At 51.1% G+C, this 26191-nt stretch carries 25 protein-coding genes and 1 riboswitch; of the genes, 7 read left to right on the top strand and 18 right to left on the bottom strand.

What is annotated here, in order from left to right; all coding sequences use genetic code 11:
- Positions 1-21 precede the first annotated feature (21 nt).
- The 10 genes from BLU57_RS03610 to BLU57_RS03565 form a co-directional block, all read right to left on the bottom strand.
- Entirely contained in the window at positions 22-2604 is a 2583-nt protein-coding gene (locus tag BLU57_RS03610) for a glycosyltransferase family 39 protein (protein ID WP_090316331.1), read from the bottom strand.
- Between the two features lie 47 nt (positions 2605-2651).
- Positions 2652-3647: an endolytic transglycosylase MltG gene (gene mltG, locus BLU57_RS03605; RefSeq protein ID WP_090316328.1), complete on the bottom strand. Its 996-nt coding sequence runs from the start codon at positions 3645-3647 to the stop codon at positions 2652-2654.
- Positions 3648-3664: 17 nt separating this feature from the next.
- The gene (gene fabF, locus BLU57_RS03600; RefSeq protein WP_090316326.1) at positions 3665-4906 is read right to left on the bottom strand and encodes a beta-ketoacyl-ACP synthase II; all 1242 of its coding nucleotides are present in this window, start codon (positions 4904-4906) and stop codon (positions 3665-3667) included.
- A 36-nt stretch (positions 4907-4942) separates the two neighbouring features.
- Positions 4943-5185 carry an acyl carrier protein gene (acpP, locus tag BLU57_RS03595; protein ID WP_090316324.1) on the bottom strand — a complete coding sequence of 81 codons (243 nt, stop codon included), beginning with the start codon at positions 5183-5185 and terminating at the stop codon, positions 4943-4945.
- Between the two features lie 201 nt (positions 5186-5386).
- A complete protein-coding gene (gene fabG / locus BLU57_RS03590) occupies positions 5387-6130 on the bottom strand; it encodes a 3-oxoacyl-ACP reductase FabG (protein ID WP_090316319.1) in 744 nt (247 codons plus the stop codon).
- 50 nt (positions 6131-6180) lie between these two features.
- A complete protein-coding gene (gene fabD, locus BLU57_RS03585; RefSeq protein WP_090316316.1) occupies positions 6181-7122 on the bottom strand; it encodes an ACP S-malonyltransferase in 942 nt (313 codons plus the stop codon).
- A 3-nt stretch (positions 7123-7125) separates the two neighbouring features.
- Positions 7126-8082: a beta-ketoacyl-ACP synthase III gene (locus BLU57_RS03580; protein ID WP_176776354.1), complete on the bottom strand. Its 957-nt coding sequence runs from the start codon at positions 8080-8082 to the stop codon at positions 7126-7128.
- A complete protein-coding gene (plsX, locus tag BLU57_RS03575; RefSeq protein WP_090316310.1) occupies positions 8082-9122 on the bottom strand; it encodes a phosphate acyltransferase PlsX in 1041 nt (346 codons plus the stop codon). The genes BLU57_RS03580 and plsX overlap by 1 nt, the downstream gene beginning before the upstream one ends.
- 66 nt (positions 9123-9188) lie before the next feature.
- Positions 9189-9368 carry a 50S ribosomal protein L32 gene (gene rpmF, locus BLU57_RS03570; RefSeq protein ID WP_090316306.1) on the bottom strand — a complete coding sequence of 60 codons (180 nt, stop codon included), beginning with the start codon at positions 9366-9368 and terminating at the stop codon, positions 9189-9191.
- A gap of 18 nt (positions 9369-9386) precedes the next feature.
- Positions 9387-9902 (bottom strand): YceD family protein, encoded by a 516-nt coding sequence (locus BLU57_RS03565; protein ID WP_090316303.1) that lies wholly within the window; start codon positions 9900-9902, stop codon positions 9387-9389.
- Between the two features lie 56 nt (positions 9903-9958).
- Here BLU57_RS03565 and BLU57_RS03560 point away from each other — a divergent pair, with 56 nt between their 5' ends.
- The 6 genes from BLU57_RS03560 (at position 9959) to BLU57_RS15760 (ending at position 18172) form a co-directional block, all read left to right on the top strand.
- On the top strand, positions 9959-10555 hold the full coding sequence (locus tag BLU57_RS03560) for a Maf family protein (RefSeq protein WP_176776353.1): 597 nt from the start codon (positions 9959-9961) through the stop codon (positions 10553-10555).
- A 133-nt stretch (positions 10556-10688) separates the two neighbouring features.
- Entirely contained in the window at positions 10689-11030 is a 342-nt protein-coding gene (locus BLU57_RS03555; RefSeq protein ID WP_256206111.1) for a hypothetical protein, read from the top strand.
- A gap of 127 nt (positions 11031-11157) precedes the next feature.
- Positions 11158-12582: a TolC family protein gene (locus BLU57_RS03550; RefSeq protein ID WP_090316298.1), complete on the top strand. Its 1425-nt coding sequence runs from the start codon at positions 11158-11160 to the stop codon at positions 12580-12582.
- Positions 12583-12609: 27 nt separating this feature from the next.
- Positions 12610-14109 carry an efflux RND transporter periplasmic adaptor subunit gene (locus BLU57_RS03545; RefSeq protein ID WP_090316639.1) on the top strand — a complete coding sequence of 500 codons (1500 nt, stop codon included), beginning with the start codon at positions 12610-12612 and terminating at the stop codon, positions 14107-14109.
- A gap of 32 nt (positions 14110-14141) precedes the next feature.
- Positions 14142-17309: an efflux RND transporter permease subunit gene (locus BLU57_RS03540; RefSeq protein ID WP_090316295.1), complete on the top strand. Its 3168-nt coding sequence runs from the start codon at positions 14142-14144 to the stop codon at positions 17307-17309.
- Between the two features lie 194 nt (positions 17310-17503).
- Positions 17504-18172: a PEP-CTERM sorting domain-containing protein gene (locus BLU57_RS15760; protein WP_143026935.1), complete on the top strand. Its 669-nt coding sequence runs from the start codon at positions 17504-17506 to the stop codon at positions 18170-18172.
- Between the two features lie 311 nt (positions 18173-18483).
- Here BLU57_RS15760 and BLU57_RS03530 read toward each other — a convergent pair whose 3' ends face one another.
- The 8 genes from BLU57_RS03530 to mgtE all read right to left on the bottom strand — a co-directional run bounded on the left by BLU57_RS03530 (position 18484) and on the right by mgtE (position 24969).
- Positions 18484-18825, bottom strand: a complete 342-nt coding sequence (locus BLU57_RS03530) for a type II toxin-antitoxin system PemK/MazF family toxin (protein ID WP_090316292.1) — start codon at positions 18823-18825, stop codon at positions 18484-18486.
- Positions 18818-19048, bottom strand: a complete 231-nt coding sequence (mazE, locus tag BLU57_RS03525; RefSeq protein ID WP_090316289.1) for a type II toxin-antitoxin system MazE family antitoxin — start codon at positions 19046-19048, stop codon at positions 18818-18820. Before mazE ends, BLU57_RS03530 begins: the two co-directional genes overlap by 8 nt.
- Positions 19049-19214: 166 nt before the next feature.
- Positions 19215-21410, bottom strand: coding sequence for a bifunctional 23S rRNA (guanine(2069)-N(7))-methyltransferase RlmK/23S rRNA (guanine(2445)-N(2))-methyltransferase RlmL (gene rlmKL / locus BLU57_RS03520; RefSeq protein WP_090316287.1), 2196 nt, complete (start codon positions 21408-21410; stop codon positions 19215-19217).
- 80 nt (positions 21411-21490) lie between these two features.
- Entirely contained in the window at positions 21491-21703 is a 213-nt protein-coding gene (locus tag BLU57_RS03515; protein WP_090316284.1) for an RNA-binding S4 domain-containing protein, read from the bottom strand.
- Positions 21696-21944, bottom strand: a complete 249-nt coding sequence (locus BLU57_RS03510) for a VF530 family protein (RefSeq protein ID WP_090316281.1) — start codon at positions 21942-21944, stop codon at positions 21696-21698. Before BLU57_RS03510 ends, BLU57_RS03515 begins: the two co-directional genes overlap by 8 nt.
- A 145-nt stretch (positions 21945-22089) precedes the next feature.
- Entirely contained in the window at positions 22090-22749 is a 660-nt protein-coding gene (locus BLU57_RS03505) for an NADPH-dependent FMN reductase (RefSeq protein ID WP_090316278.1), read from the bottom strand.
- A gap of 7 nt (positions 22750-22756) precedes the next feature.
- Complete coding sequence (locus tag BLU57_RS03500) at positions 22757-23491, bottom strand: endonuclease/exonuclease/phosphatase family protein (protein ID WP_090316275.1); 735 nt, start codon at positions 23489-23491, stop codon at positions 22757-22759.
- A 35-nt stretch (positions 23492-23526) separates the two neighbouring features.
- Positions 23527-24969 carry a magnesium transporter gene (mgtE, locus tag BLU57_RS03495; RefSeq protein WP_090316272.1) on the bottom strand — a complete coding sequence of 481 codons (1443 nt, stop codon included), beginning with the start codon at positions 24967-24969 and terminating at the stop codon, positions 23527-23529.
- Positions 24970-25312: 343 nt separating this feature from the next.
- A riboswitch (cyclic di-GMP riboswitch) is annotated at positions 25313-25399 on the top strand.
- Between the two features lie 112 nt (positions 25400-25511).
- On the opposite strand from mgtE, the gene BLU57_RS03490 reads away from it, so the two are divergent.
- The coding region (locus BLU57_RS03490) for a hypothetical protein (RefSeq protein WP_143026934.1) at positions 25512-26191 on the top strand (680 nt) is incomplete at its 3' end.

Raw genomic sequence — 26191 nt, 5'->3', positions numbered from 1 at the left:
AGGATTTGGCTGTATCCCGGATCAGCTGACTCCCTTGAATCCCTGGGAAATCCGGTAATAGACACGCCGCACCGGCGTGCCGTAGCGTTCGATGACCCGGTATTCGATAGGGCCAGGGTGATCCAGCATGTGGTTAATATCATTTTTTGTGCGGGTTCTTTCCAAGTGGCGGCGTTTCATGCCCACTTGGATGATAGGGCGGTCAGCCGCTTCCTGCGAAGGCAACCAATATTCGTACATGGCGCCGCTGTCGCCAAACATATTACGTGAGCGGATATCCAAGGGATCATCGCCGTGCGTATAAAAATATAACGCGCTGGCAACAGACCATTTGCTCATGCCGACAATAATCGGTTCCTGGCCGGTCTGGTGCTTCACTTCCGCGGCAATTTGCTTGATCTCACCCGCCGTCTCCCGCCAGAAGTAATGTTCCGTGAACATATGATAAGGCATACCCGGTATTCCCAGTACCACGTAGTGCAACACGAAAGCATACACAAAAATGCAGCTGATGATGGTCAATCGCCAGCTGGCTTGAATCCGCCTGGCGAAGGCGCTGACTTGATCCGTTTGGCCGATCATCCAAGCGATGGCGGGTAAAACCGCGAGCCAGATCGGACCGGTCCAATGAAAACGCGGTGTTTCAAAAGTGCTGATGATGAAAAAAATACAAAGCGGAACGCCGGTGAAGATCTGTACAAATAACTGACGCCTGCGTTCGAATGGCCGATCCTCAGAGGGTTTATTCGAGAACAAGGCGAGCAGTGCCGCAGCAAAGCCGATCGGGGTAAGCAACACCAAAATGTGAAAAATTAAAAAATGCACGGCGAATTCATGACCATCCGTCAGCAGCTGATTCGATTGAAAGGCAAACGATGCCCAGTCATTCTCATAGTTCCAGATAATGACCGGCGAAAAAAGTAATAACGCCAGCAATGCCGCCAGATAAGGATGAGAACGTTGCATCCAGCGCCGCGCTGTTGGATCCAGGATGACAAACACCAGCGCTGCGATACCGAGTAATCCAATCGTATATTTGGATAATAATCCGGCGCCAAAAGCGATTCCCATGCCTAGCCAAGCCGTGCGTTGACCGGCAACCAGAGTGCGCTCCATGTAGTACAGCGTGGCAGCCCAGGCGGCGACCAACGGTGCGTCAGGTGTCATGAGCAGACCGGAACCAAATCCCAGCGGCAGAATGGCCAGCAATAATAATGTGCGCATCGCGGTGGATTTGTCGTACAGATTCTGCGCCAGCGCGTACAAATAACCCAAAGTGATTGAGCCGCACAGCAGTGCGCCAATGCGTACACCAAATTCATTATTACCGGCAATAGCGGTGCCAAACCAGATTAACCACGCCACCATGGGCGGGTGATCATAGAAACTCAGGTCCATGTGTTGCGCATACTGCCAGTAATACGTTTCGTCAGGTATGAGCTGCGCCAGGCCGAAATAAACCAGGCGCAATAATATGGCAAACAGTACGATGCCGATCGCTGCGGTACGCCAGCGTATATCCAACGAGGGCAAATCTTTCTCGCTGGGGAATACATAAAAGGCCGAGCCCAGATAATTGACGGCTGCAGTGGCCACGATAGCGGGAAATATGGCTAATAAAGGCGGTATATGCCACACATAAACCAGCAGAGCCAGAACACCGCCGCGCAATAATAATGCCAGTGCGCCGACAGTCAGAAAACGGCCGAATTGATGCCATTTGAGATAACCTGCATGGTGCTCACGGAATGACCACTTTGAATTAAATGTATAGTTGGTGACTGCGGCGACGAAGAAACTGATGAAGTGAGCCAGTGCAAGTCCGGCGTCACGGCTGATCATCCACTGAAAAACGACGGCGTCAATTAATGCGCCGAATAACCCAACCGCGGCGAAACGTCCGGCGGTATTCAGCGTGGCTGTGCCACCGGCCAGAGTGATCAGGCGTTGAATATAGGCTTGCTGGTGTGACAATGATAATTTGGAAGCACCCTGTGCGCGGTCGCGGAAACAGATCGGCACCTCCGTGACGCGCAGTTTTCCCTGATTGGCCATGAGCAACTCGAGCAGGATTTTGTAACCGCGCGCATGATTGGAAATGCAGGCAGCCAATTCACGGCGGAAGGCAAAGAAACCCGAGGTGGCATCGTTCACATCGCACAGCGGGCGGGCAATCCAGCTGCCAGCGCGAGACAATAATTGCCGGTACAGCGGCCAGTTTTCCGTACTACCACCGGCTACATAGCGGCTGCCGATCACGACATCGTAGTTTCCGTTCAGAACCGGTGTAACGATTGCCGGTAGCTGCTCCGGCGGGTGACTCAGATCGGCATCCATGACGACAATGACATCACTTTTGGCTGCGGCTATACCGGCGAGAGTCGCAGCGGTCAGATCGGGTTTATCGCGGCGCTCAATGAGATGAACGTTAGACTGATTTCTCCATGCGCGCACTTTGTCCGGTGCGCCATCGGTAGAACCGTCGTCAACGAAAATAACTTCAAAACTATACGGGGCAAAGTTAAGTGCGGATAAACGAGTTAACAGTAAATCAATATTCCCGGCTTCATTCAATGCGGGTACTACAATCGAAAATTGAGTCATGTAGTTCCACAGATTAACGTTGAGGCGTGGTGATTGGCGGCATGATTTTATTTGTGTAGCTTCTGGTATTTATTTACCGCTTTATTATGATCTGCCAGATTAGTGGAAAATTGCGATTCTCCATTGCCTTTTGCCACAAAATACAGCGCATCCGTTTCAGCCGGATTCACTGCCGCACGAATGGAAGCCAGACTGGGCAGGGCAATCGGAGTGGGCGGCAAACCTGCGCGAGTATATGTGTTGTATTCCTGATCCGCAAGCAGATCTTGTTTGCGCAAATTACCGTTAAACTGCTCGCCCATGCCATAGATAATGGTGGGATCCGTTTGTAACCGCATCCCTTTGCGCAGCCGGTTGGTAAATACACCAGCTATTTCAGCGCGATCACTCTCCAAGCCGGTTTCTTTTTCAATGATCGAAGCTAGAATGAGCGCTTCATACGGCGAGGTTAACGGCAAAGATCCGGTGCGCGACTCCCAGCTGGTTTGCAAGTGATTCTGCATGGTGCGATAGGCGCGCTGCAAGATTTCGATATCGCTGCTGTCGCGCACAAAAAAATAGGTATCGGGGAAGAACAGTCCTTCGGCAGCACTTTCAGCCGCGCCGATCAAGCGTAAAATTTCCGGGTCACTGAGTCCGGCCGTATGATTTTGTATGGCCGGATGTTCATTCAATGTTTTTCGCAGCTGTGCAAATGTCGAGCCTTCAAGAATTCTGATTTCATGCTGTTTGGCATCGCCCTTAGTCAGATAGTTTAACAGCGCAATCTGGGTGATATTCTCGGTCAGCAGATAGTCTCCGGCCTTGATGGCGGATTCCAGGTTCAAGTAACGCGCCAACAGGATTAAAGACCATTTGGTGTGGATGACACCGGCGTCGGCCAGTTGCTGGGCGGTTTGTTTTAGGTTGCTGCCATGCCGGATAGAAAATTCATACGGCTTGACTGGCAGTGTGATACTGGAATGAACATGAAGATAAAACCATCCGATGAGCAGGATGGTTGCGAAAAACGCATAGAACAGGAGGCGTTTCAGCGTGTGCATGCGCCACAGATGATGATTTATACGCTACGGAAAACGAGCGTTCCGTTAGTCCCTCCAAACCCGAAGGAATTGGATAGCGCAACTTTGATATTCATGTCTCGTGCGGTATTGGGAATGAAATCCAGATCACACTGCGGATCTTGATTGACCAAGTTGATGGTCGGCGGAGCAATGTGCTGATGGATTGCGAGTACGGAGAAAACCGCCTCCACGCCACCGGCTGCGCCGAGCAAGTGCCCGGTCATTGATTTCGTTGAGCTGACCGCCAGTTTACTGCTGTGTTCACCGAAGCAGCGTTTGACTGCGATGGTTTCGGCAATATCACCCAACGGAGTGGATGTGCCGTGTGCATTGATGTAATCGACTTCCGTAGTATTAATGCCCGCATTCTTGAGCGCATTGGTCATACAGCGTGCAGCGCCCTCGCCATCGTCACAAGGAGCGGTCATATGGAATGCGTCCGCACTCATGCCAAAACCGGCCAATTCCGCATAAATCTTCGCGCCGCGCCGTTTGGCGTGCTCTAGTTCTTCCAATACCAGCACGCCTGCACCCTCGCCCAGAACAAAACCATCGCGGTCGACATCCCAAGGGCGGCTGGCAGTTTCCGGATTGTCATTGTTTCCGGATAATGCTTTTGCCGCGGCAAATCCGCCGATGGCAAGCGGCGTTACACAGGATTCCGCGCCGCCGCACACCATGACATCGGCATCGCCGTACTCGATCATACGGGCTGAATTGCCGATGCTATGCGTAGCCGTGGTACAAGCGGTTACGATCGCGATATTGGGTCCTTTATAGCCATACATGATGGATAAATTACCCGCGATCATATTGATAATGGTACTGGGAATAAAGAACGGGGAAATTTTGCGCGGTCCACCGGCATGGTACGCCGTATCGGTATTTTCGATCATCGGCAAGCCGCCGATGCCGGAACCGATATTGACGCCGATTTTTTCCGCATCAAGGCGGGAAATATCATCGATACCCGCATCTTTGACGGCTTGAATCGCCGCTGCCATGCCGTAATGGATAAAAACATCCATGCGGCGCGCTTCTTTTACAGAAAGATATTGGTGAATATCGAAATCTTTTACTTCACCTGCAATTTGTGAAGCAAAACTCGATGCATCAAAACGGGTTATCCGGGTGATACCGGATTTTCCTGAGATGATGTCCTCCCATGCGCTGGATACTGTGCTGCCTACTGGCGACACAATACCCAATCCGGTAACGACTACCCTGCGTTTGGACAAAATAACTCCGCTTACTTGTTCTTGAAAAACAAAATACTAACTGGCGCTGGTGTTGGCGGTGACGTAATCAATCGCTTCCTGGACGGTATTTATTTTTTCAGCTTGCTCATCTGGAATTTCACATTCGAATTCTTCTTCCAATGCCATGACCAACTCAACCGTATCGAGTGAGTCCGCTCCCAGATCGTTGACGAAAGATGATTCGTTTTTGACTTCTGCTTCATTAACACCAAGTTGTTCAGCTACAATTTTTTTAATACGCTGCTCAATATTTTCCATCTAGGTATTCCTTTTCAGGTAAGAAAAATGCGTGCCATTCTAACAAATTTTGTATGCCAGCAAAACCAAAACATGACTGCGGGCACATAACTTCCTATTTAAGTTTTTAATTAGGTGGCGCATTATAAAGAACTTTTTGTGATTGTTTTGTGATTAATCTGATTTTACAATCCGATTGAATCAATCTATTCCGTTTCTGTGTTAATCCATATACATGCCGCCATTGACGTGAAGTGTTGTGCCTGTGATGTAGCCCGCTGCAGATGACGCCAAGAATGTGACAGCCGAGGCGACTTCTTCCGGGCGGCCTAATCGCCCCAGCGGAACGTGTTGAATCAAGCTCTGTTGGAATTCATCAGCTAGTGCGCGGGTCATGTCAGTGTCGATGAAACCAGGTGCAACACAGTTGACAGTAATATTTCGGCTGCCCACTTCACGCGCCAATGATTTGCTAAATCCGAATATCCCCGCTTTTGCGGCGGCATAATTGGTCTGCCCCAGGTTACCCATAGCGCCGACAACAGAGGAAATGTTGATAATGCGGCCGTAGCGGGCTTTCATCATGGCGCGGAGAACTGCACGGCTTAAGCGGAATACTGATTTTAAATCGGTTTCCAATATATCGTCCCATTCCTCGTCTTTCATGCGCACCAATAAATTGTCCCGCGTAATGCCGGCGTTATTGACCAGTATTTCCACTTCACCGAATTTTTCCCGGATGGTTTGGAGGGTGTGGTTGATTTGCTCGGCATCGTTTACGTTTAAAGCGATCCCCATTCCCTTGATACCGGATTTTTCCAAATATTGGTTGATCGCACCAGCACCGTTTTCCGTGGTTGCAGTTCCAATCACGACAGCGCCCGATTGTCCCATTTTGATTGCGATGGCTTGCCCGATACCCCGGCTGGCACCCGTGATCAACGTTATCTTATTTTCCAAAACCATACCTCCTTAAATCGAGCCATGATAATGTGTTACGAATGTTCATTGTAATGCTATGTCCTTAAATGGTTAATAGCTTGTTTGATGGCTTCACCATCCGCCAGCGACAGCTGTTGCAGGTTTGAGTCAATGCGTTTGTTAAGTCCGGCCAATACTTTTCCCGGGCCGCATTCGACGACATGCGTAATACCGTTAGCGGCGAGTGCTTTGATGGTATCCACCCAGCGTACCGGGCTGGTGAGCTGGCGAATCAGAATTTCTTTGATATCCGCGGCATTAGCATGTGTTTTTACATCAGCATTATGCAGAATCGGGATGCGAGGCGGTTGCAAGGGCACATGCGCTAACTGCTGCCGCATACTGTCAGCCGCCGGTTTCATCAGCGAACAGTGCGACGGGATGCTCATGGGCAGCATGATGGCGCGTTTCGCTCCCTTTGATTTGGCCATTTCGATTCCCTGCAAAATGGCATTCTTATGGCCAGCAATGACGATTTGTCCCGGTGAATTAAAGTTGGCGGGTTCAAGCGATTCTTCACTGTTTTGGTTTGTAATGTCACGGCAGATGGTTTCGATGATTTCATCATCCATTCCCAAAATCGCTGCCATGCCGCCAACGCCTTCCGGCACGGCTTGTTGCATGGCCTGTGCGCGAAAACGCACCAATGCCAAGGCATCGGCAAAACTCAACGCTTCGGAGGCGACCAGTGCGGTATATTCACCCAGGCTATGCCCGGCCATCAATGCTGGTAGCTCGCCGCCCAAGCTTCTCCAAGCGCGATACACTGCGATTCCTGCAGTGAGCATGAGCGGCTGGGTATTGATCGTGAGATTGAGATCATCCGCCGGTCCGTTATTGACCATGGACCAGAAATCCTGCTTCAGGATATCGGATGCTTCTTGAAAAGTTTCCTGAATGACTGGTAAATCGGTGTACCCATTCATCATGCCGACGGATTGCGATCCCTGGCCCGGAAATACAAATGCAAATTTCATAAATCACCAACGCAGTAAGACTGCTCCCCATGTAAAACCACCACCGACACCTTCCAGTAAAACCAATTGATCGCGCTGAATACGCCCGTCACGCACAGCCATGTCCAGCGCAAGCGGGATGGAAGCGGCGGAGGTGTTGCCGTGCTTGTCCACGGCTACAACCACTTTGTCCATCGGCAATCCAAGTTTTCGGGCGGTTGATTGAATAATCCGGATATTCGCCTGATGCGGAATCAACCAGTCGATATCGGTGGATTGCAGATCGTTTTTTGCCATCGCTTCCTGCACGACTTCTTCCAGAACCTTGACGGCGAATTTAAAAACAGCATTGCCTTCCATATTGATGTAAGGCGTGCCCTGTACTTTGCCGCCGCTGATGCTTCCCGGTGCGGAAAGAATATTGCTATGACTGCCGCTGGCATGCAGATGCGTCGATAATATACCGGGTTGATCGCTTTGCGAAAGTACCACCGCACCCGCGCCGTCACCAAACAAAACGCAAGTGCTACGGTCATTCCAGTCGAGTATTTTCGAATAGATTTCACTGCCGACCACCAATGCATTGCGGCATTTTCCGGAGCTGACAAACATATCGGCTGTGGCGAGCGCATAAACAAAACCGCTGCAAACCGCTTGCACATCAAAAGCCGGGCAATTTTCAATGCCCAGCTTGTTTTGTAAAATACAGGCGGTGCTCGGGAAAATCATATCCGGTGTGGTGGTGGCGACGATAATGAGATCGATGTCCTGACTGGTTACACCGGCAGCCTGCATAGCATTTTGACATGCATACAGCGCCAAGTCGCTGGCCACCTGATTTTCTCCGGCGATATGCCGTTGCGTGATGCCGGTACGCGTACGTATCCATTCATCACTGGTATCCACCATGCGTTCCAGATCAAGATTGGTGAGAATTTTCTCCGGTAAATAACTGCCTGTTCCAGTGATTCTTGAATACATTATCGTGTTATTTCTTTAGAGGAAGTTTGAGAATGACGGGAGAACTCGGCTACCCGCTCACTAATACGCCGCAGCATGCCGCCGCGCACCTCGTCAGCGGCGCGCTTGATGGCAAAACCAAAAGCATATTTGTCCGCCGAGCCGTGGCTTTTAATCACGATGCCGCGTAAACCCAGGAAACTGGCACCGTTATAACGCCGGTGATCAACGCGGCGTTTAAAGGAATTGATTACCGGCATCGCGATCACCCCGGCGAGTTTTGTTAGCAGATTGCGCTTGAATTCCTCGCGCAGATAGGCTGCCAGCATTTGTGCCAAGCCTTCGGAGGTTTTTAGTGTGATATTGCCGACAAAGCCATCGCATACCACGACATCCGTGGTTCCTTTGTAAATATCGTTGCCTTCCACGTTGCCATAAAAATTGAGACCGCTATTGCGCAGTAATTCAGCTGCCTGCTTCACTATTTCATTGCCTTTGATTTCCTCTTCGCCGATATTGAGCAATCCGACGCTTGGAAAGGCTTTATTTTCTACCGAGGATACCAGGGATGCGCCCATGATGCCAAATTGGAACAAGTGCTCCGCCGTGCAATCGACATTAGCGCCCAAGTCCAACACGTAAGTGTGGCCGGTACTGGTCGGCAATATCACCGCTAGCGCCGGGCGGTCAACGCCTGGGATCGTTTTTAAGACAAACCGGGAAGTAGCCAGCAACGCACCGGTGTTGCCAGCGCTGATACAAGCCTGCGCTTCACCGGTTTTGACGAGATTTATGGCGACACGCATGGAGGAGTCTTTTTTGCCGCGCAAGGCGGTTGCCGGTGACTCATCCATGCCGACAACTTCGCTTGCCGGATGCAAGCGGATTCTTGGGCCAAACTCGGATTTAGCGGCGCGCAGTTCCGCCTCAATGGCATCGGGAATGCCGACTAAAATGATATTGGCTTCAGGGTCCTGACGCAAATATTCGAGTGCGGATGGAACGGTCACATGGGGACCATGATCGCCCCCCATACAGTCTATTGCTACAGTGATATCCAATTTCGGTGCTCTTGCGGCTGGAAGAAGCTATAGTTGATGCGACCTGTAGCAATAGGAATTGTGTTTTTAATCGTTTTTGGTTTTAACCACTTTTTTGCCGCGATAGTAGCCGTTAGGGCTGATATGATGGCGTAAATGAATTTCTCCCGTGCTTGACTCTACCGCTAATGGCGGACTGGTCAAAAAATCATGTGAACGGTGCATACCGCGTTTTGATGGGGATTTTTTATTTTGCTGAACTGCCATGTGAATAACTCCTTGAACTCAATTTGTCTTTTTTAATGCCGCCAATGCTGCAAAAGGGTGTGCCGGTTTTGTTTTATCAGCCGAGCCGTTACCGTTTGATTTCAGTTTAAACATGCTGCATTCGTCATCCGCGTGACACAATGCAATCGATAAACTGAGAATCACTTCATCTTCAATTAAATTAAAAACATCTAAATCAGGGATTGCTAAAATTGCATCAATCGTATCGTCATCATCGGCCAGATTCAACTCTGTTTCATTTTTGGCCAGTATCAGGAATGTCTGCAAATCAATATGATGCACTAGTTTATCAAGACAACGCTGACAATGAAGATGAATTTTCCCGGTTATTTCAACGTATAACCCCGGTCTTTTATTCTTGTCGAATTGACCGCTGATTTGATAGATTAGCTCCCCTTCCTGATCAAATAACAGATCATGTAAGCGCACAAGCTCAACCAACGGGATTTTACCATGACGACTGCCCGCGTTACGCACAAAATCCAGAGAGTCTATGACTAACCTATCAGACATAAGGCGCGCATGTTATATTTTTTAAACCTAAGTGTCAAAAATTACAGAAGGAAATTTTGAAAACACAAAACATTACCCCGCAAATTATCCTGGGATCCAGCTCGATTTATCGTAAGGAGTTACTGCAACGGCTGCAAATCCCCTTTGAAACGGAACATCCGGATGTTAATGAGACACCGCTGTACGGTGAATCTCCCGAAGAAACAGCCATGCGTTTGGCTGAAGCGAAAGCGCGTGCTGTCGCGAAGACTTATCCGCATGCCTTAATTATTGGCTCCGATCAAGTCGCGGCATTGGGAAATATTCCGCTCGGCAAGCCCTTGAGTCATGAAAATGCGGTAAAACAATTGCAACTGGTTCGAGGTAAAGAGGTTGTTTTTTATACCGCTTTATGCCTGCTGAATAGCGCGGCGGATCGTTTGCAGTCGCGTGTCATTCCTTATCACGTGAAATTCCGGCCGCTGAGCGACCAGCAAATTGAAAATTATTTGTGCAAAGAGCAGCCATATCACTGCGCCGGGAGTGCCAAATCCGAGGGGTTGGGGATTGCACTTATTGAGCGCATGACCGGGGATGATCCGAATGGCCTGATCGGATTACCGATGATCGCGCTGGTGGATATGCTGATGGCTGAAGATGTCGAGATTTTTTAAAGTTTGATTTCTTTCATAAACTTCTAAATTGCAAATAGCGTCATTCTGTGGAATGATTATGCTTAAATGAAATTTTCATTTTTTATAGATTAAATACTTTATGCGGAAATATTCGGCTTATCCAATCATCTTTATGCTTATTGTCAGCATACTGACGAATGGATTGAGCTTGTCGTTCAGAGGTGAAGTATTTGCTCATGAACTGGATCATATCCGTCAGTCCTTGTCCGCCGATCCTGCAACTCATTTGGAGCTGCATCGCAATAATGTGTCGTGGGAAGGTGTTGATCTCGATGCCGCAACGCACTTGTGCTTGCATTCGGCCGGACAATACCAGCCATTTTTCTTTCATTCTTTCCCCTTGATTCCCGGTGTGATTGTGACGGAAGTCATGGCGATATTCATTTCTTCCTTGATTCCCGAAACAATTCCGGATTTGCCCCTGCGTCCTCCGCGTGCGCTTCACTTGTTATAAATCAGATTTAAAAAATATTGTTTGTGAATGGATGGTAATAATCCATAGCTATGCAAAAAACAGATCAGTTCTGATTTTTTGATGATCCGTTTCACATTTGCATAGCATAGGTGTATGCGGAGGATTTATGACATTGAGCGGCTTATTGATCGCGCTTTGCTATTGGGCGGTATCCGGATTGCGGCGTATCTTGCCGGGGTTCATTTTTTTGCTGGGTTTTTTATTCCACGCCAATGTTGGCGCCGATGCTTTCGGTGTTGCACCAGACGGTGTCAAAGGTCAAGCAGCAGAGTTGTCCGCGCAGGAAACGGGCGATCTCACGTTGCGCGACGCCGTCAATCTCGCCTTGCTTCGTAATCCCGAATTGGCGTCGTTTGCCAAGGAAATGCGCGCGCTGGAAGGAGCTACCCTGCAAGCGGGTCTGCTGAAAAACCCGGAATTGTCAGTGAATGTTGAAAATCCCGGCAACATACAAAAGCTGAGCGGTGACATCAATTCGCAGGCTTCGGTATCGCAGGAAGTGGTGCAGCAGTTGACCACCATCCGTATCGGGCAATTGATCGAACTGGGTGGCAAACGTGCCGCGCGGGTTGGCGCCGCCCGGCTGAATGAGGAATTGGCTGCGCGGGACTATGAATCCAGGCGCGTGGAAATCATAGCCCGGGTGGCTAATGTGTTTACCGAAGTGCTGGCCGGCCAGGAACGGCTCAAGCTCGCGGAGGAAACCAAGCAGCTGGCGCAAAATGTGGTGGATACCGTGGTTTTACGGGTCCAGGCAGGCAAGGTGCCGCCCATTGAAGAAACCAGAGCCAAAGTCGGATTGTCCACGGCGCGTATCGAATTCGAGCAAGCGCAACGGGATCTGATTTCCGCCCGTAAAAGGCTTGCCTTGCTATGGGATAGCGCTGTGCCGCAGTTTGCTAAAGCCTTGGGGACTTTGGAAACATCGATTGCGCCGCCCGATTTTCAAACGCTGCAAAACCGTGTGCTAGAAAATCCGATGGCTCTGCGTGCTATGAAGAACATTGAACATCGCAAAGCGCTGCTCGAAGTCGAGCAAACCCGCCGCATCCCCAATCTGACCCTGAATGCCGGTGCTGTGCATCACGCGCAATTGGGTGGTACCACGGCGGTTGCGAGCGTAATGATTCCATTGCCGCTCTTCGATCGCAATCAAGGCAATCTCAAAGAAGCTTATCAGCGTGTGGATAAAGCCGTCGATGAACAGGTGGCGACCGACATACGGCTTAGAACCGAGCTGGCGCAATCGTATGAAACGATGTCGGCGGTGTGGAATGAAATCAATATTCTGCGTGATGAAATCTTGCCCGGCGCCCGGAGCGCCTTCAATGTGATGCGCAGAGGTTATGAGCTGGGAAAATTCGGCTTGCTGGAGCTTCTTGATGCGCAGCGCGTGCTGTTTCAGAATCAACTGCTCTATGTGCGTGCGTTGGCAAACTATCAGCGTCTGATTAACGACATAGAGCGCCTGATCGCAGCACCAATCGATAGCATTAAGCCTAAGCATGAAATCAACGGACGTTTGCCTTAACAGCGGAAAAAGTAAAAAGGATACATGATGAATAAAACGCGATTGATGCCAATCCTGATCGTCATTGCCATAGGCGTTGTACTGGCGGGATTGATTTTATTGCTGGATAAACCGTCGGCAGTCACGGCGGAGATGGCGGCTGGCGATGCCAGCGGGATAGCGGGCGAGAATCAGCCGGATATCGGCCCAAGAGGCGGTAAGTTGTTTACCGGCGATGGTTTTGGCTTGGAATTGACGATCTTTGAAAAAGGCGTGCCGCCACAGTTCCGGATTTATCTGTATGAAAACGGCAAGCCGCTTCCACCGGCTGCCGCCAAGGTGTCTATCGCATTGACACGGCTTGGAGCGCCGGTGCAGCTGATTAAATTTGCACCAGAAGCCGATTATCTGCTCGGCGATCAAGTGGTGGAAGAACCGCATTCATTTGATCTGGCAATTGCCGCCGAGCGCAACGGCCAGACATTCCGCTGGGGTTCCAGTCAAGTCGAGGCGCGCTTGGAAATGACGGATGAGATGCTCAAAACGATGGGTGTCGAGATACAAACGGCCGGTCCGGCCATTGTTAAATCAACACTCAAGCTGCCGGGCGAAATTGTGTTTAATCCGGATAGGATCGTGCAAGTAGTGCCGCGTCTGCCGGGTGTGGTGGCCGAAGTGAATTTTGAGCCGGGACAGATGGTGAAAAAAGGCGATGTGCTGGCAGTTATTGAAAGTCAAATGCTGGCGGATTTACATAGTCAATACATGGCCGCTCAGAAACGGCTGTCGCTGGCGCGAACCGTTTATCAACGGGAAAAGCAATTGTGGGAAGAAAAAATATCGGCCAAGCAGGATTATCTGGCGGCGGAATTGGTATTGAACGAAGCCCAGATCGCTGTCGATCTGGCTGCGGAGAAGCTTAAGGCCTTGGGTGTTCGGCCTGAGCCGGGATTACCGGCAAAAGCACTGACCCGCTACGAGGTGCGCGCACCGATTTCCGGGCTCATCATTACTCGAACGGTGGCTCTGGGCGCAGCATTGAAAGAGGACATCACCATCTTCACCGTGGCCGATATGTCGACGGTGTGGACGGCTGTGACGGTGTACCCGAAAGATCTGAGTATCGTCAGAGTCGGACAGAAAGCCTTGGTCAAAGCGACTGCCTTCGATGTCGAAGGCGAGGGTGTTGTCACGTATATCACTACGCTGATCGGCGGGCAGACGCGCACGGCCACGGCGCGAGTCATCCTGGACAACAAGGACGGCCGCTGGCATCCCGGCATGTTCGTCAACATCGAACTGGTATCCGATGAAATAGAAGTACCGGTTGCGGTTTCGGCGCAAGCGATACAAACGTTCCGTGACTGGACGGTGGTGTTTGGCCGTTACGGCGGTTATCTCGAAGCGCGTCCGTTGGAATTGGGCCGCAGCGACGGCAAAATGGTGGAGGTATTGAAAGGATTCGCTGCCGGGGAGCGTTATGCTTCGGGCAACAGCTTCGCCATTAAGGCCGATATCGATAAAGCCGGTGCATCGCATGACCATTAGCCAACCTAAAATAAGCTACCCAAGGATAAATCATGTTTGAACGCATTTTGAAAATATCGATATACCAGCGCGGGCTTGTTTTATTGGCAGTACTGGCAATGGCTGCATTCGGCATGTACAACTACCTGAAGCTGCCGATCGACGCGGTGCCGGACATCACCAATGTGCAGGTGCAAATCAATACCACGGCGCCCGGTTATTCGCCACTGGAAGCCGAACAACGCATTACCTTTCCGATCGAGATGGCGATGGCCGGACTGCCCGGTCTGGAATATACCCGTTCCCTGTCGCGTTACGGCTTATCACAAGTCACAGTGATTTTTAAGGATGGCACCGATATCTACCTGGTGCGGCAACTGGTCAGCCAGCGCATTCAGGAAGTCAGAAGCCGGTTGCCAGCGGCGATTGTCCCGACCATAGGGCCGATTTCGACGGGGCTGGGGGAAATTTTCATGTGGACTGTCGATGCTGATCCCGAGGCACGAAAACCGGATGGCACGCCGTATACGTCGATGGATTTGCGCGAATTGCAAGACTGGATCGTCAAACCCCGCATGCGCATGGTGAAAGGAGTGACGGAGGTCAACTCGGTCGGCGGCTATGTCAAGCAATTTCATGTCACCCCCTATCCGGAGAAACTGATTTCGTTTGGTTTGACGCTGCAAGACTTGGTGCTGGCGCTGGAGCGTAACAATCTCAACATCGGTGCGGGTTACATTGAGAAAAGCGGCGAACAGTATCTGGTCAGGGTACCGGGCCAGGTGGCCGATCTGGTCGAAATCGGCGAGATTATTCTCGGCAGTAATCAAGGCGTGCCAATACGCGTCAAGAATGTCGCCGATGTATTGATCGGTAAGGAATTACGTACTGGCGCCGCGACGCAGAACGGCCACGAAGTGGTGCTGGGCACGGCGTTTATGCTGATCGGGGAAAACAGCCGCACCGTTTCGCAGGCGGCGGCGGAAAAACTGACCGAGATCAACCGCGGTCTGCCTGCCGGTGTCACTGCAACGCCGGTCTATAACCGCACTACGCTGGTCGACAAAACTATCAGCACGGTTTCAAACAACTTGATGGAAGGCGCCGCACTGGTCATCGTGGTGTTGTTCATATCGCTCGGCAACCTGCGTGCTGCGCTGATCACCGCGCTGATTATTCCGCTGGCGATGTTGTTCACCATCAGCGGCATGGTGGCCAGTAATGTCAGCGCCAATCTGCTGAGTCTGGGGGCGCTTGATTTCGGCATCATTGTCGATGGCGCTGTCATCATTGTCGAAAACTGTATTCGCCGTCTTTCACTGGAACAAGGGCGAATGGGGCGGGAATTGACGGCTGACGAACGCTTCGAGATCGTTTTCGATGCATCCAAGGAAGTCAGGGAAGCCCTGCTGTTCGGGCAGATCATCATCATGGTAGTTTATCTGCCGGTGTTTGCACTATCCGGGGTGGAAGGCAAGATGTTTCATCCGATGGCATACACGGTGTTGCTGGCATTGCTGGGCGCGGTATTTCTGTCGGTGACGTTCGTGCCGGCCGCGGTCGCCATGTTTTTGTCCGGCAAGATGATGGAAAAAGAAGGCGCTGCGGTGCTGTGGGCGAAGAAAATCTATGCGCCTGCGTTGGATGCCGCGATGGATAACAAGGGATTGACGGTGACCATCGCCGCTGTCATCGTGATTCTGTCGCTGCTGCTGACCACGCGCATGGGCAGTGAATTTATTCCCAGCCTGGACGAAGAGGATATTGCGCTGCACGCCATCCGTATTCCCGGCACCAGCCTCAGTACAGCGGTCGATATGCAAAATGAGCTGGAGGAAACGATCAAGAAATTTCCCGAAGTCAGCCGGGTGTTTTCCAAAATCGGTACCGCTGAAATTGCTACCGATCCCATGCCGCCCAGTGTTGCGGATATTTTCATCATCATCAAACCGCAATCCGAATGGTCAGGCAAGTATCACAATAAACAGGAATTGATCGCGGCGATGGAAGAAGCGGTGCGCAAAGTACCGGGTAACAATTACGAGTTCACGCAACCGATACAGATGCGCTTCAACGAACTGCTATCCGGGGTGCGCGCGGATGTCGCGGTGAAAGTGTTCGGTGACGATCTCGATGTGATGCTCAATCTTGCCGAACGGATCGAAAAAATCATCAAGGCGGTGCCCGGCGCGGCGGATGTCCGGGTGGAACAAATTACCGGCTTGCCGGTGCTGTCGATTCAGATGGATCGCACCAAAATGGCGCGTTACGGTCTCAACGGCAGCGATGTGCAAGACGCGATCAATATCGCCATCGGTGGCAGAACGACCGGTCTGATTTTTGAAGGCGACCGCCGTTTTGAGTTGCAAGTGCGGCTGCCGGAACAGGTCCGCGGTGATATCGAAACACTCAAACGCTTGCCGATCAAGCTTCCTGTCCTCAATCCGGCGGGTGCGCCGAACGCGCCAAATGCCCCAGCTGCTCCTTTGCCGGTCTATGTGGCGCTGGGCGAAGTGGCCGATCTGCATATTGCCAAGGGTCCCAATCAAATCAGCCGGGAAAACGGTAAACGCCGCGTAGTGATCACCGCGAACGTGCGTGGCCGCGACATTGGGTCGTTCGTGACAGAAGCCGAGGAGCATATCGGAAAGCAAGTCAAAATACCTGCCGGTTATTGGTTGTCGTGGGGCGGGCAATTCGAGCAATTGATCATGGCGGCACAACGCTTGCAGATCGTCATTCCGTTGGCGCTTGGGTTGGTATTTTTCCTGTTGTACACCATGCTCGGCAGTTTTCGCGATAGCTTGCTGGTGTTCAGCGCGGTGCCGTTGGCGATTACCGGCGGCATCGTCGCGCTATGGCTGCGCGATATCCCGCTATCGATTTCCGCGGGCGTCGGATTTATCGCCATGTCCGGTGTGGCGGTGCTGGATGGCCTAGTGTTACTGTCGTTTATCCGCGATTTGCGCGCACAGGGGTTAAAACTCGAAGAAGCCATCAGGACCGGGGCACTATTGCGGCTGCGCCCAGTTCTGATCACGACCTGGGTGGAATCACTGGGCTTCCTGCCGATGGCACTGAGCACCACTACCGGTGCCGAAGTGCAGCGCACCCTGGCGACCGTGATGATCGGCAGCACGCTGTCGCAGTCGCTGTTGTCGTTGCTGGTGGTGCCGGTGTTGTATCAGCTGGTGCACCGGCGGAATGCAACGGTTACTTAAGGTTCTGATTCAGGTGTGGTGAGTTCAACGTTGAGGTGCATAAAACACTGATATAAAGTGTAAGCGCCGATACTTGCGTATTTCTACTGATATCGGTCGCGATGTTTTTGAGCGATTATTGGGTTGGTGTAGCGAGTGCTCTGCCGTTTGCGGCCGGGTTTTTAGTATCAAGTTTTTTAATAAAGGAGACTATCATGAAATACTCGAATTATTTGGGTGCATTGATTGCGGTGTTTGCGTCTTTTTCCGTGCAAGCGAGCACTACACTTTTTAGTGAAGATTTTGAATCCGGTCTGGGTCAATGGAATCCCGTTGGAACCGGTGTTGTCGTTGCCGATCCAACGAATCCGCTGAGTGGTAATGATGTGCTGTCATTTACCGGACTCGGCTCCGGTGGTGATATTTTTACTGCCAACCCCTTCTTTGCACCGTCACAAATTTATACCGTGAGTTTCGATTACTTGAGTGTCGAAACACCCGGTGCTCCCACGGCTGATCTGGGCGGATTCGTGGGTATCAGTGACGGCAAGCCAGGCTCGCACACTTGGATCGCGGGCACTCAGACCGGTTATCCAGGACTCAATGTGGTGTTGACCCACAACGGAGCATGGACAAACTATTCGATTACGATCGATGCCAATACCGCTCTATTTGTTTATGGCAGCACCTCCATGAATGGTATGCCGCTGCATCTTATGCTGGAAGATTTTGTCGGATCTGACGTAATTGCGGGCAATGTGTACTTTGATAATATTGCCGTGACCGCCGTCCCTGAACCCGAAATGTATGCCCTATTGCTGGCCGGATTGGGGCTGCTGGGGTTTGCCACGCGCTATCGCCGCAATAGCTGCGAGCAAGCCTGAATCCGGCGGCGTATTGCTACATAAAACCCAGTTAACTGGTAAGAAAAATCAAGACCAATCCTGAGTATCCCTGGATTGGTCTCCTCGAACTGCAACGATGCGTTGCTAAAGTGGAATTTAGCCACGCTCATTTGTTGTAAATCTTCCAGCAATAATGAATCTTGGCATCGCGAGCGAAATCCTCGGGGATCATTTTGCTGCTGATGAGTTCTGCGGATACTTTCAGTAGCCTGAAACGGTGCTAACGTTACCGGGATTGCCAGTGCTATATCGGATTGTGGGTGATCTGGTTCTGCCCGGTGAGCCTGATTTTACAGATCAAATACGATAGTTAGAGCCGCTTTAATAGCATCGATATACTGACTCTCCAATTTCCCTTGTTTTCTGCCAATCCTGGAAACATCAACCGCACGTAATTGCTTGAGATTGATGTGGCGGTTTTTGTCCAAACCGTTTTCTTCGGTTGGTTCCAGGTTTACTGCGAAAGGCCAGGGTTTGTGGTTCGGTAGCAAAGGGGCAACAATCACTGTTTTGGATTGTATATTGACAAGGTTGCCTTGAAGCATCACGCACGGTCTCAGTTTCTTGGTTTCCGCGCCCTTTGCCGGTTCAAGATCAATCCAGTGAATATCCAGTTGCTTGAATTCAGTCATTGATCAGACCATCGGAGAGAGTGCTTTCCCATGACTGCAATTCATCCTGATAATCCGCATCTTCGGCTTCTTCCTGATTGGCTTTGATTAATGCCTGCTTGAGGAAATTAGAGCGTTCTTGTTTCAGAAGCGCATTGATGTAAGCGCTACGGTTATCACCGGCAACTTGATCTAGAAATGCAAAAATTTCATCATCCAGCGTGATGGTGGTTCGATGTGTCATAATTTAACGCACACTTATGTGAAGACAATATGATCATACGAAGAAGTATGATCATTGTCCAGTGCGGACAGAGTGCATGAACGCATGCAGCGTTCCACGCACGAAAAATGAGTCTGCGTTGATTTGCCTTAACCGGTGCAATACTTGCCTGATTACTGCGGGATCCTCAGTGAGAAATTTTCCAGCAATAATGAATCTTGGCATCGCGGGCGAAATCCTCGGGGATCATTTTGCTGCTGATGTCTTCGATGACCAAACCGCTCAATGCCTCCGTGTCCATCTTGAAGCGGCGGAAGTTGGTCGAGAAATACAAAATACCGTCCGGCGCCAGCAGGGCTGCGGCGTTTCGGATCAATTGCACATGGTCTTTCTGGATGTCGAAGGCTTCGTCCATTCGCTTTGAATTGGAAAAAGTGGGCGGGTCGAGAAAGATCAGGTCGAATTGCGTTTTTTGTTTGGCGCTGGCTTGTTCGGCGAGCCATTGCGAGCAATCGGCGCGCACCAGCCGGTGATCGCCATCAATGCCGTTGAGGACGAAATTCCGTCTGGCCCAATCCAGATACGTGTTCGACATATCCACCGTGACGCTCGATATCGCGCCGCCGATTGCTGCATGTACCGTGGCACTGCCGGTGTAGGCGAATAAATTCAGGAAACGTTTGCCTTTGGCTTGTTGCTGAATCAGTAAGCGTATCGGCCGGTGGTCGAGAAACAGGCCGGTGTCGAGATAATCCTCGAAATTCACCCAGAACTTGCAGCCGCTTTCTTCCACGACATGAAAGTGGCGCGAGTCGCCCAATTTTTCGTATTGATCGGTGCTTTTCTGCTTGCGGCGAATTTTCAGAAACACTTGCTCGGCGGGAATTTCCAGCACTTGGGGTATCGCCGCCATTGCGCCGGCCAGCCGCTGATTGGCTTTGATTGGATCGACTGTTTTCGGCGATTCGTATTCCTGCACGTTGACCCAGGTTTGCTCGCCTTGATAAATGTCGATTGCCACCGCGTATTCCGGCAAATCGGCGTCGTACAACCGATAACAATGAATGTGCTGCTGTTTCGCCCACTTGGCCAGTTTTTTCAGGTTCTTGCGTAAGCGGTTGGCGAACATTTCCGCCTGGCTGTCGACCTGCCCGGTTTGGGCGCGGCGGCTGATGTGTTCGATGCGTTCCTGTTGCGAATGGGTTTTCGGTTCGAAGAAAGCGGATTCCTCGACGGTGAAGCGCAATAACTTGCATTCCAGCGCGCCATTGAACAGCGTGATCGGTTTTTGCGAGCGGATGCCCAATTTGAAACCCAGCTCGGGATTGCCGATGATGATCGCCGCTTGCCAGCCGGTAAAACGGTCTTTCAGAACCTCGCCGAACTGACGGTAAAGCAAGGCAGCTTGTTCTTCGTCGCCGAGCCGCTCGCCATACGGCGGATTGCACACGATCAACCCTTTCGCCCAGCTTTCCGCCGCGGAGGCAGCGCTGATGTCGCGTTTCTCGATGTGAATTTTTCCGGCCAATCCGGCATTGTCAATGTGCTGCAACGCTGCGGCGGCGGTGCGGCGGTCTTGGTCGAAACCGGCAATCACCGGTAATTTACTCAAACCTATCTCGCGGCGCTGCTGCGCTTCGTCCAGCAGGCTTTGCCAGAGCGCGGGGTTGTGCTGCTTCCAGCCGATAAAACCGAAATAATCGTGCAGCAAGCCCGGTGCGATATCTCCGGCGATCAATGCACCTTCTAAAAGCAAGGTGCCGGAGCCGCACATCGGATCGATCAGCGAGCCGCCTTGCTGGGCGATTTCCGGCCAACCGGCACGCAGCAGAATCGCCGCCGCCAGGTTTTCCTTGATTGGCGCGGTGATGTTGATGTCGCGGTAACCGCGTCTGTGCAAGCTCTGGCCGGATAAATCCAGGCTCAGTTGCGCGGTGTCGTTGTGCAGATAGACGTTGACGCGGATATTGGGGCGCTCGGTATCGACATTGGGGCGGCTGCCGAACTTGGCGCGCATTTGATCGACGATGGCATCTTTCACTTTGAGCGCGCCGAAATGCGTATTGTTGATCGCCGGATTGTTTTTGCTGCTGAACGACACCGCCAGGCTGTCGTCCGCATTCAGATGCTCAGACCAGTCGACACATTGGATGCCATCGTAAAGATCCTGCTGCGATTTGACCTCGAAGCTGCCGAGCAGCAACAGGATGCGGTTGGCAGTGCGCGACCATAAACAGGCTTTATAAGCCATCGCCAGATCGCCCTGAAAAGTCACGCCAGCCATTTTCTGCTGCACGTTTTGTCCGCCGAGTGCCTGGATTTCGTTGGCGAGAATGCCTTCCATCGCTTTCGGCGTGGTGGCGAAAAGTTGGTATTGCGTCATGATTTGCGGCTGTGGTCTGAATAGCCGGGTAGGATACTCGAATGTATTGCTGTCGCGCTGACTTTTTTAAACCGGAGCGCTCAGACCGTCACGGTGATGCGCTCCCGGGCAAATTCCACCATTTGGCCGCTGCGGATCTTGCAGGTTTTGCGCAGTTCAATCTGACCATCCACCTTGACTTTACCCTCGGCGATCACAGCTTTGGCCGCGCCACCGCTGCCGCACAGGCCGGTGATTTTGAGCAGATCGTTCAATGCAATCGTGTCGTGTCCTTTAAGACTGAATTCACTCATGGTTACCTTGTTTCAATTGGATGTAGAGGGCCTCGACTTTCTCTCTGGCCCAAGGTGTTTTGCGCAGAAACTTCAAACTGGATTTGATGCTGGGATCCTGCTTGAAACAATTGATGTCCACCTTTTGGGCTAATCCTTCCCAGCCGTAATGCGCATGTAGTTCGATCAACAGTGCTTCCAAAGTGATTCCTTGTAAAGCGTTTTTGGCCTGCGGCTGTTGGTTACTATCGGGATTGGGCATATTCGGCGGGTTGTAAGCTAACGGGTTTAATTATACGTGCTATACCCGGCGGAGCGTGCGGCATTTGAAACAGCTTAATAAAATGAGCATGTTGAGTCCGTTTCTGACGCCGTGGCGGCAACGCAGATGATTTTTCAACGGCCTGCTAACTGGCGGGCGAATTCCTTTGCGACGGATCTCTTTTAAACGCTGGCGCCAATTTGTGCGGGTCGATTGCATCCCGCTGATTTTTGGCGGCGGATGCCCACCACGTCAGCTGCGCGAAGGATCGGGCAAAATAGCTCGTCCATCTTTCCGCATCAACAGACGCGAGAAAATTCCCGTCTTCAGCGAACACTTCATGTGCCTTCGGAACATGAATCATCGCCGAAACCGGCAAACAACCCAATTCCGACAAAAAAGACCGCATCCCCACCGCCGCCCTGACACCGCCCCATTGCCCCGCCGAATACGTGACAATCGCGCTGGGTTTGTACGAAAACAGCGAACTGCCGAAATGATTGAGCAAATGCGCCAAAGCCGGACTCAGCGAATGATTGTACTCCGGACTCACCATGACATAGCCGTCTGCGGCCGCAATCTTGTCTGCTAAGGCTTGGAGTTGCGCAGGCGCTTTGCCTTGTGCATAAGCAAAGTGCGGTTTGAATATGAGCCCAAGATCAAAATCCAGCGGTTCGATCAGTTCTACTGAAACATCGCCTTGATGAAGCTGTGCTACGCACGCTCTGGCGACTCTTAGGCCCAGCCGGGGAGGGTTGGGTGGTGTGCTGTTGCGGACTGTGCCAAGGAAGGTTAGGAATTTCATCGGTATTCTAAATGCTTTTAAAAATGGGTATAACGTTTGAGTTTGCCATTATGCGCACGATCAGTGGCATATGGTCACTATATTCAAGCCACTCATTTGGTTCGCCTATCTCTACAGCGGCGTCACGCAAAAGCGCCTGGGATAGAAATGCATAATCAATATGATATGGTTTCTCAGGCTGCCGATGCATAAAGAATGTGGGTCTGGATTCCTGGCCCTGAGCCTCGGCCCTTGCGAAGTGATAGACGCTTTCAAGCCCAACATCCTGTAGTTCTTTCAGAACATCGCTGTGATTCCACCAGCGATCCCAAACATCCCAGCAAGCGTTGCTATTGAGATCGCCGATGCACACGGCCTGTTCATGCCGCAAGAACTCTCGATGTTGTTGTAGGTATTTCCATAACTGGCCGATATAGCGAAATGTTGGTGAATTTGCCTGTCGAGTCCAAACTGCCAAGAGCGAGATATTCCCGGCCACAATGCATGGAAGGAATAGCTCAAGCGGACCGGAATCAAGACCAACCTGCTCAAGAGAAATACCTTGCTTTGCAAATACTCCTAGACCGCGATTTTTGTTCGTGCCGACCCAAAGGAAATTTGACGCCCACGCTTTGTACTCTGGATCTTCGCAGCGCGCCGGGTCTTCGCACTCTTGAATTACGCATACGTCAGCATCTAACGCAATCAAAGTACCAAGCTTCTTTCTAAAAGCACCGTTACAATTCCAGCTGACAATTCTCATAATCCTAACGTGATATATATTCCATCACTGCTTGCTTACAGCAAAAAGACAGTCGCCAGACCCAGAAAAATAAAGAATCCGCCACTGTCCGTCACGGCGGTGATCATGACGCTGGAGCCTATGGCCGGGTCGCGGCCGAATTTGCGCAGGGTTAGCGGGATCAGGACGCCAAGCAGTGCGGCGAGCAGCAGATTTAACACCAGCGCCAGGGTCATGACCAAGCCGAGTTCGGCATTCTGGTAAATGGCGAAGGTGAACAGGCCGACGATGGTTCCCCACAGCAGGCCGTTGACAATACTGACGCCGACTTCCTTGGTGATGAGTTTCCAGGCGCTGCTGGTGTTGATTTGATCCAGCGCCAGGGCGCGCACGATCATGGTGATGGTTTGATTGCCGGAGTTGCCGCCGATGCCGGCGATGATCGGCATCAGCGCGGCGAGCGCGACCAGTTTTTCGATGGAATCTTCAAACAGGCCGATGACGCGCGAGGCGATGAACGCGGTGACCAGATTGACGGCCAGCCACACCCAGCGGTTTTGCACGCTCTTCAAGACCGGCGCAAAAAGATCTTCCTCTTCGCTCAAACCGGCTAGATTCAATGCATCGTTTTCAGCTTTGTCGCGGATGAAATCTATCACGGTGTTGACGGTGACGCGGCCCAGCAGTTTGTCGTTGTCATCGACCACGGAAGCGGAAACCAGGTCGTAGCGCTCGAACGCGTTGGCGGCTTGCTGCGCGACATCGTCCGGGTGCAGTTTGATCATTTCGTTGGTCATGACATCGGCAACCAAGGTATCCGGATCACTGACGAGCAGGCGGTTGATCAGCAACACGCCTTTTAACTGCTCATTACGGTCGACGACGAAGAGCTGGTCGGTATGATCGGGCATTTCTTCCAGCATGCGTAAATAGCGCAGCACCACTTCCATCCGCACGTCTTCGCGGATCGTGATGACGTCGAAATCCATCAAGGCACCGACGGAATCTTCCGGATACGACATGGCGGCGCGCAGTTGTTCGCGCTCTTCCACGGGTAGCGAGCGGAAAACGTCGTCCATCACTTCCTGCGGCAAATCGGGGGCAAGATCGGCGATCTCGTCGGCATCCAGGTATTCCGTCGCGGCGACCAGCTCGTGATTGCCCATGTCGGTGATCAGTGTTTCACGAACGGCATCGGAGGTTTCCAGCAGCACTTCACCGTCGCGGTCGGTTTTGACCATGCTCCAGATCAACAACCGGTCTTCCATTGGAAGCGCTTCCAGAATCACTGCGATATCGGCGGGGTGGAGTTGATCCAGGAAATGCTGCAACTCGGACAGGTTTTGTTTTTGCACCGCGGAATGAACCAGCGACTCATCCGGGGCATCTTGCAAATTCACCAGACCTTCGACCAGCTTATATTTGCGCAGCAAGAACGTGACCTGCTGCAGCGGCGTCGGTGAATTGTCCTGATCGTTGTCGTTGTCCGTTTCTGTCATAGCAGGTTTGCGCTGGCAAGGCGGTTTTTTGTCCGGGATAAATCCAGCCAGTTTATACGCCGGATAGTTTGCAATTTAATGACCGGGAAGTATAACCGTCTGGACTATGTCAGTACCAACAAAATATTGGATAACTAGCCGGAGCCGTTCCACATTTTTGTATTTCTACGATGCAGCGCTGACAGTTCTTGTCGCCAGCTAACAAGAAATGTCACTTATTCTTTGTGGGATTCCTGTTTATCCATGACGAGAATACATTTAATTTATTTGTTAATTGTGTTTTCTTTAATTGTCGGCCGGAAAATTCTTGATTGGCACAGTTCCTGCTTATAGATGGTTCGTAGTATGAAAAAGGCAAACCCTGCGAAAGCAGGGGACGCAAAGTCACTGATCTAACGGGCCAATGCCCCAGGATAGCAGGACTGCCAGATAGCGCTATCGTCTTGATCACCGCAATGATTCGACAAGTATCGAACGAAGTAATGTTGATACAAGCATATCCACGCAGTTCCGTCCTTTTAACGTTAAGGAGGAACCTAATTATGAATTTCAATTATCAAGCGTCATTAGCTACCGATGCATTGGTACCAACTGGCAAAGTTTCACCAATAAAGCAGTTCAGTACGAATTGCATGATCAAATTGAGCATCCGAGTAATGCTTTTGATACTGTTGCTAATAACCGCTTCCTTGGCTCATACAGCTAATCTGCTCTTCAAGTCGAACTTCGGAGCAGGAGTCTCACTTACATCACCGACCGGTTATTACACTAACGGAGCATGGCAATACCTCACGGGTACTGATCGAGAAACCGGATACTCTTGGCCGGTTAAAGCTCTGGGTGCAAATCTATCTGGTATTCAATTGATTACAAGCGATCCAGTTGACTCTTCTACCATCGGAAATTATATAACCAATGAAATCCGGCAGGTTATTGGACCGAAGGGGGATTTAGTTAATGAGCTTTTCCATAATGTTAAAATAAAAGGCGATTTAGGACAAGCCGATTCACAAGCTCCATTAGTGATTAACAGACCATGGACAATCGGTGATGTTAACGATTTGTATATTACCTATTGGTTTAAATACGAATCGGATTTTCCGTCAAAACTAACCCGTGATGTACCAGGGGCGGGGTGGCGTGATATGTTCGCATTTAAAACAGGGGGGTATTTGAATGATTGGCGAGGTGATTATCGAGTCAGCGTAGTTATATTGAAAGG

Origin of the sequence: Nitrosomonas oligotropha (genome assembly GCF_900106555.1) — a bacterium.
GTDB lineage: Bacteria > Pseudomonadota > Gammaproteobacteria > Burkholderiales > Nitrosomonadaceae > Nitrosomonas > Nitrosomonas oligotropha_A.
This window is presented reverse-complemented; position numbering and strand designations above follow the sequence as displayed.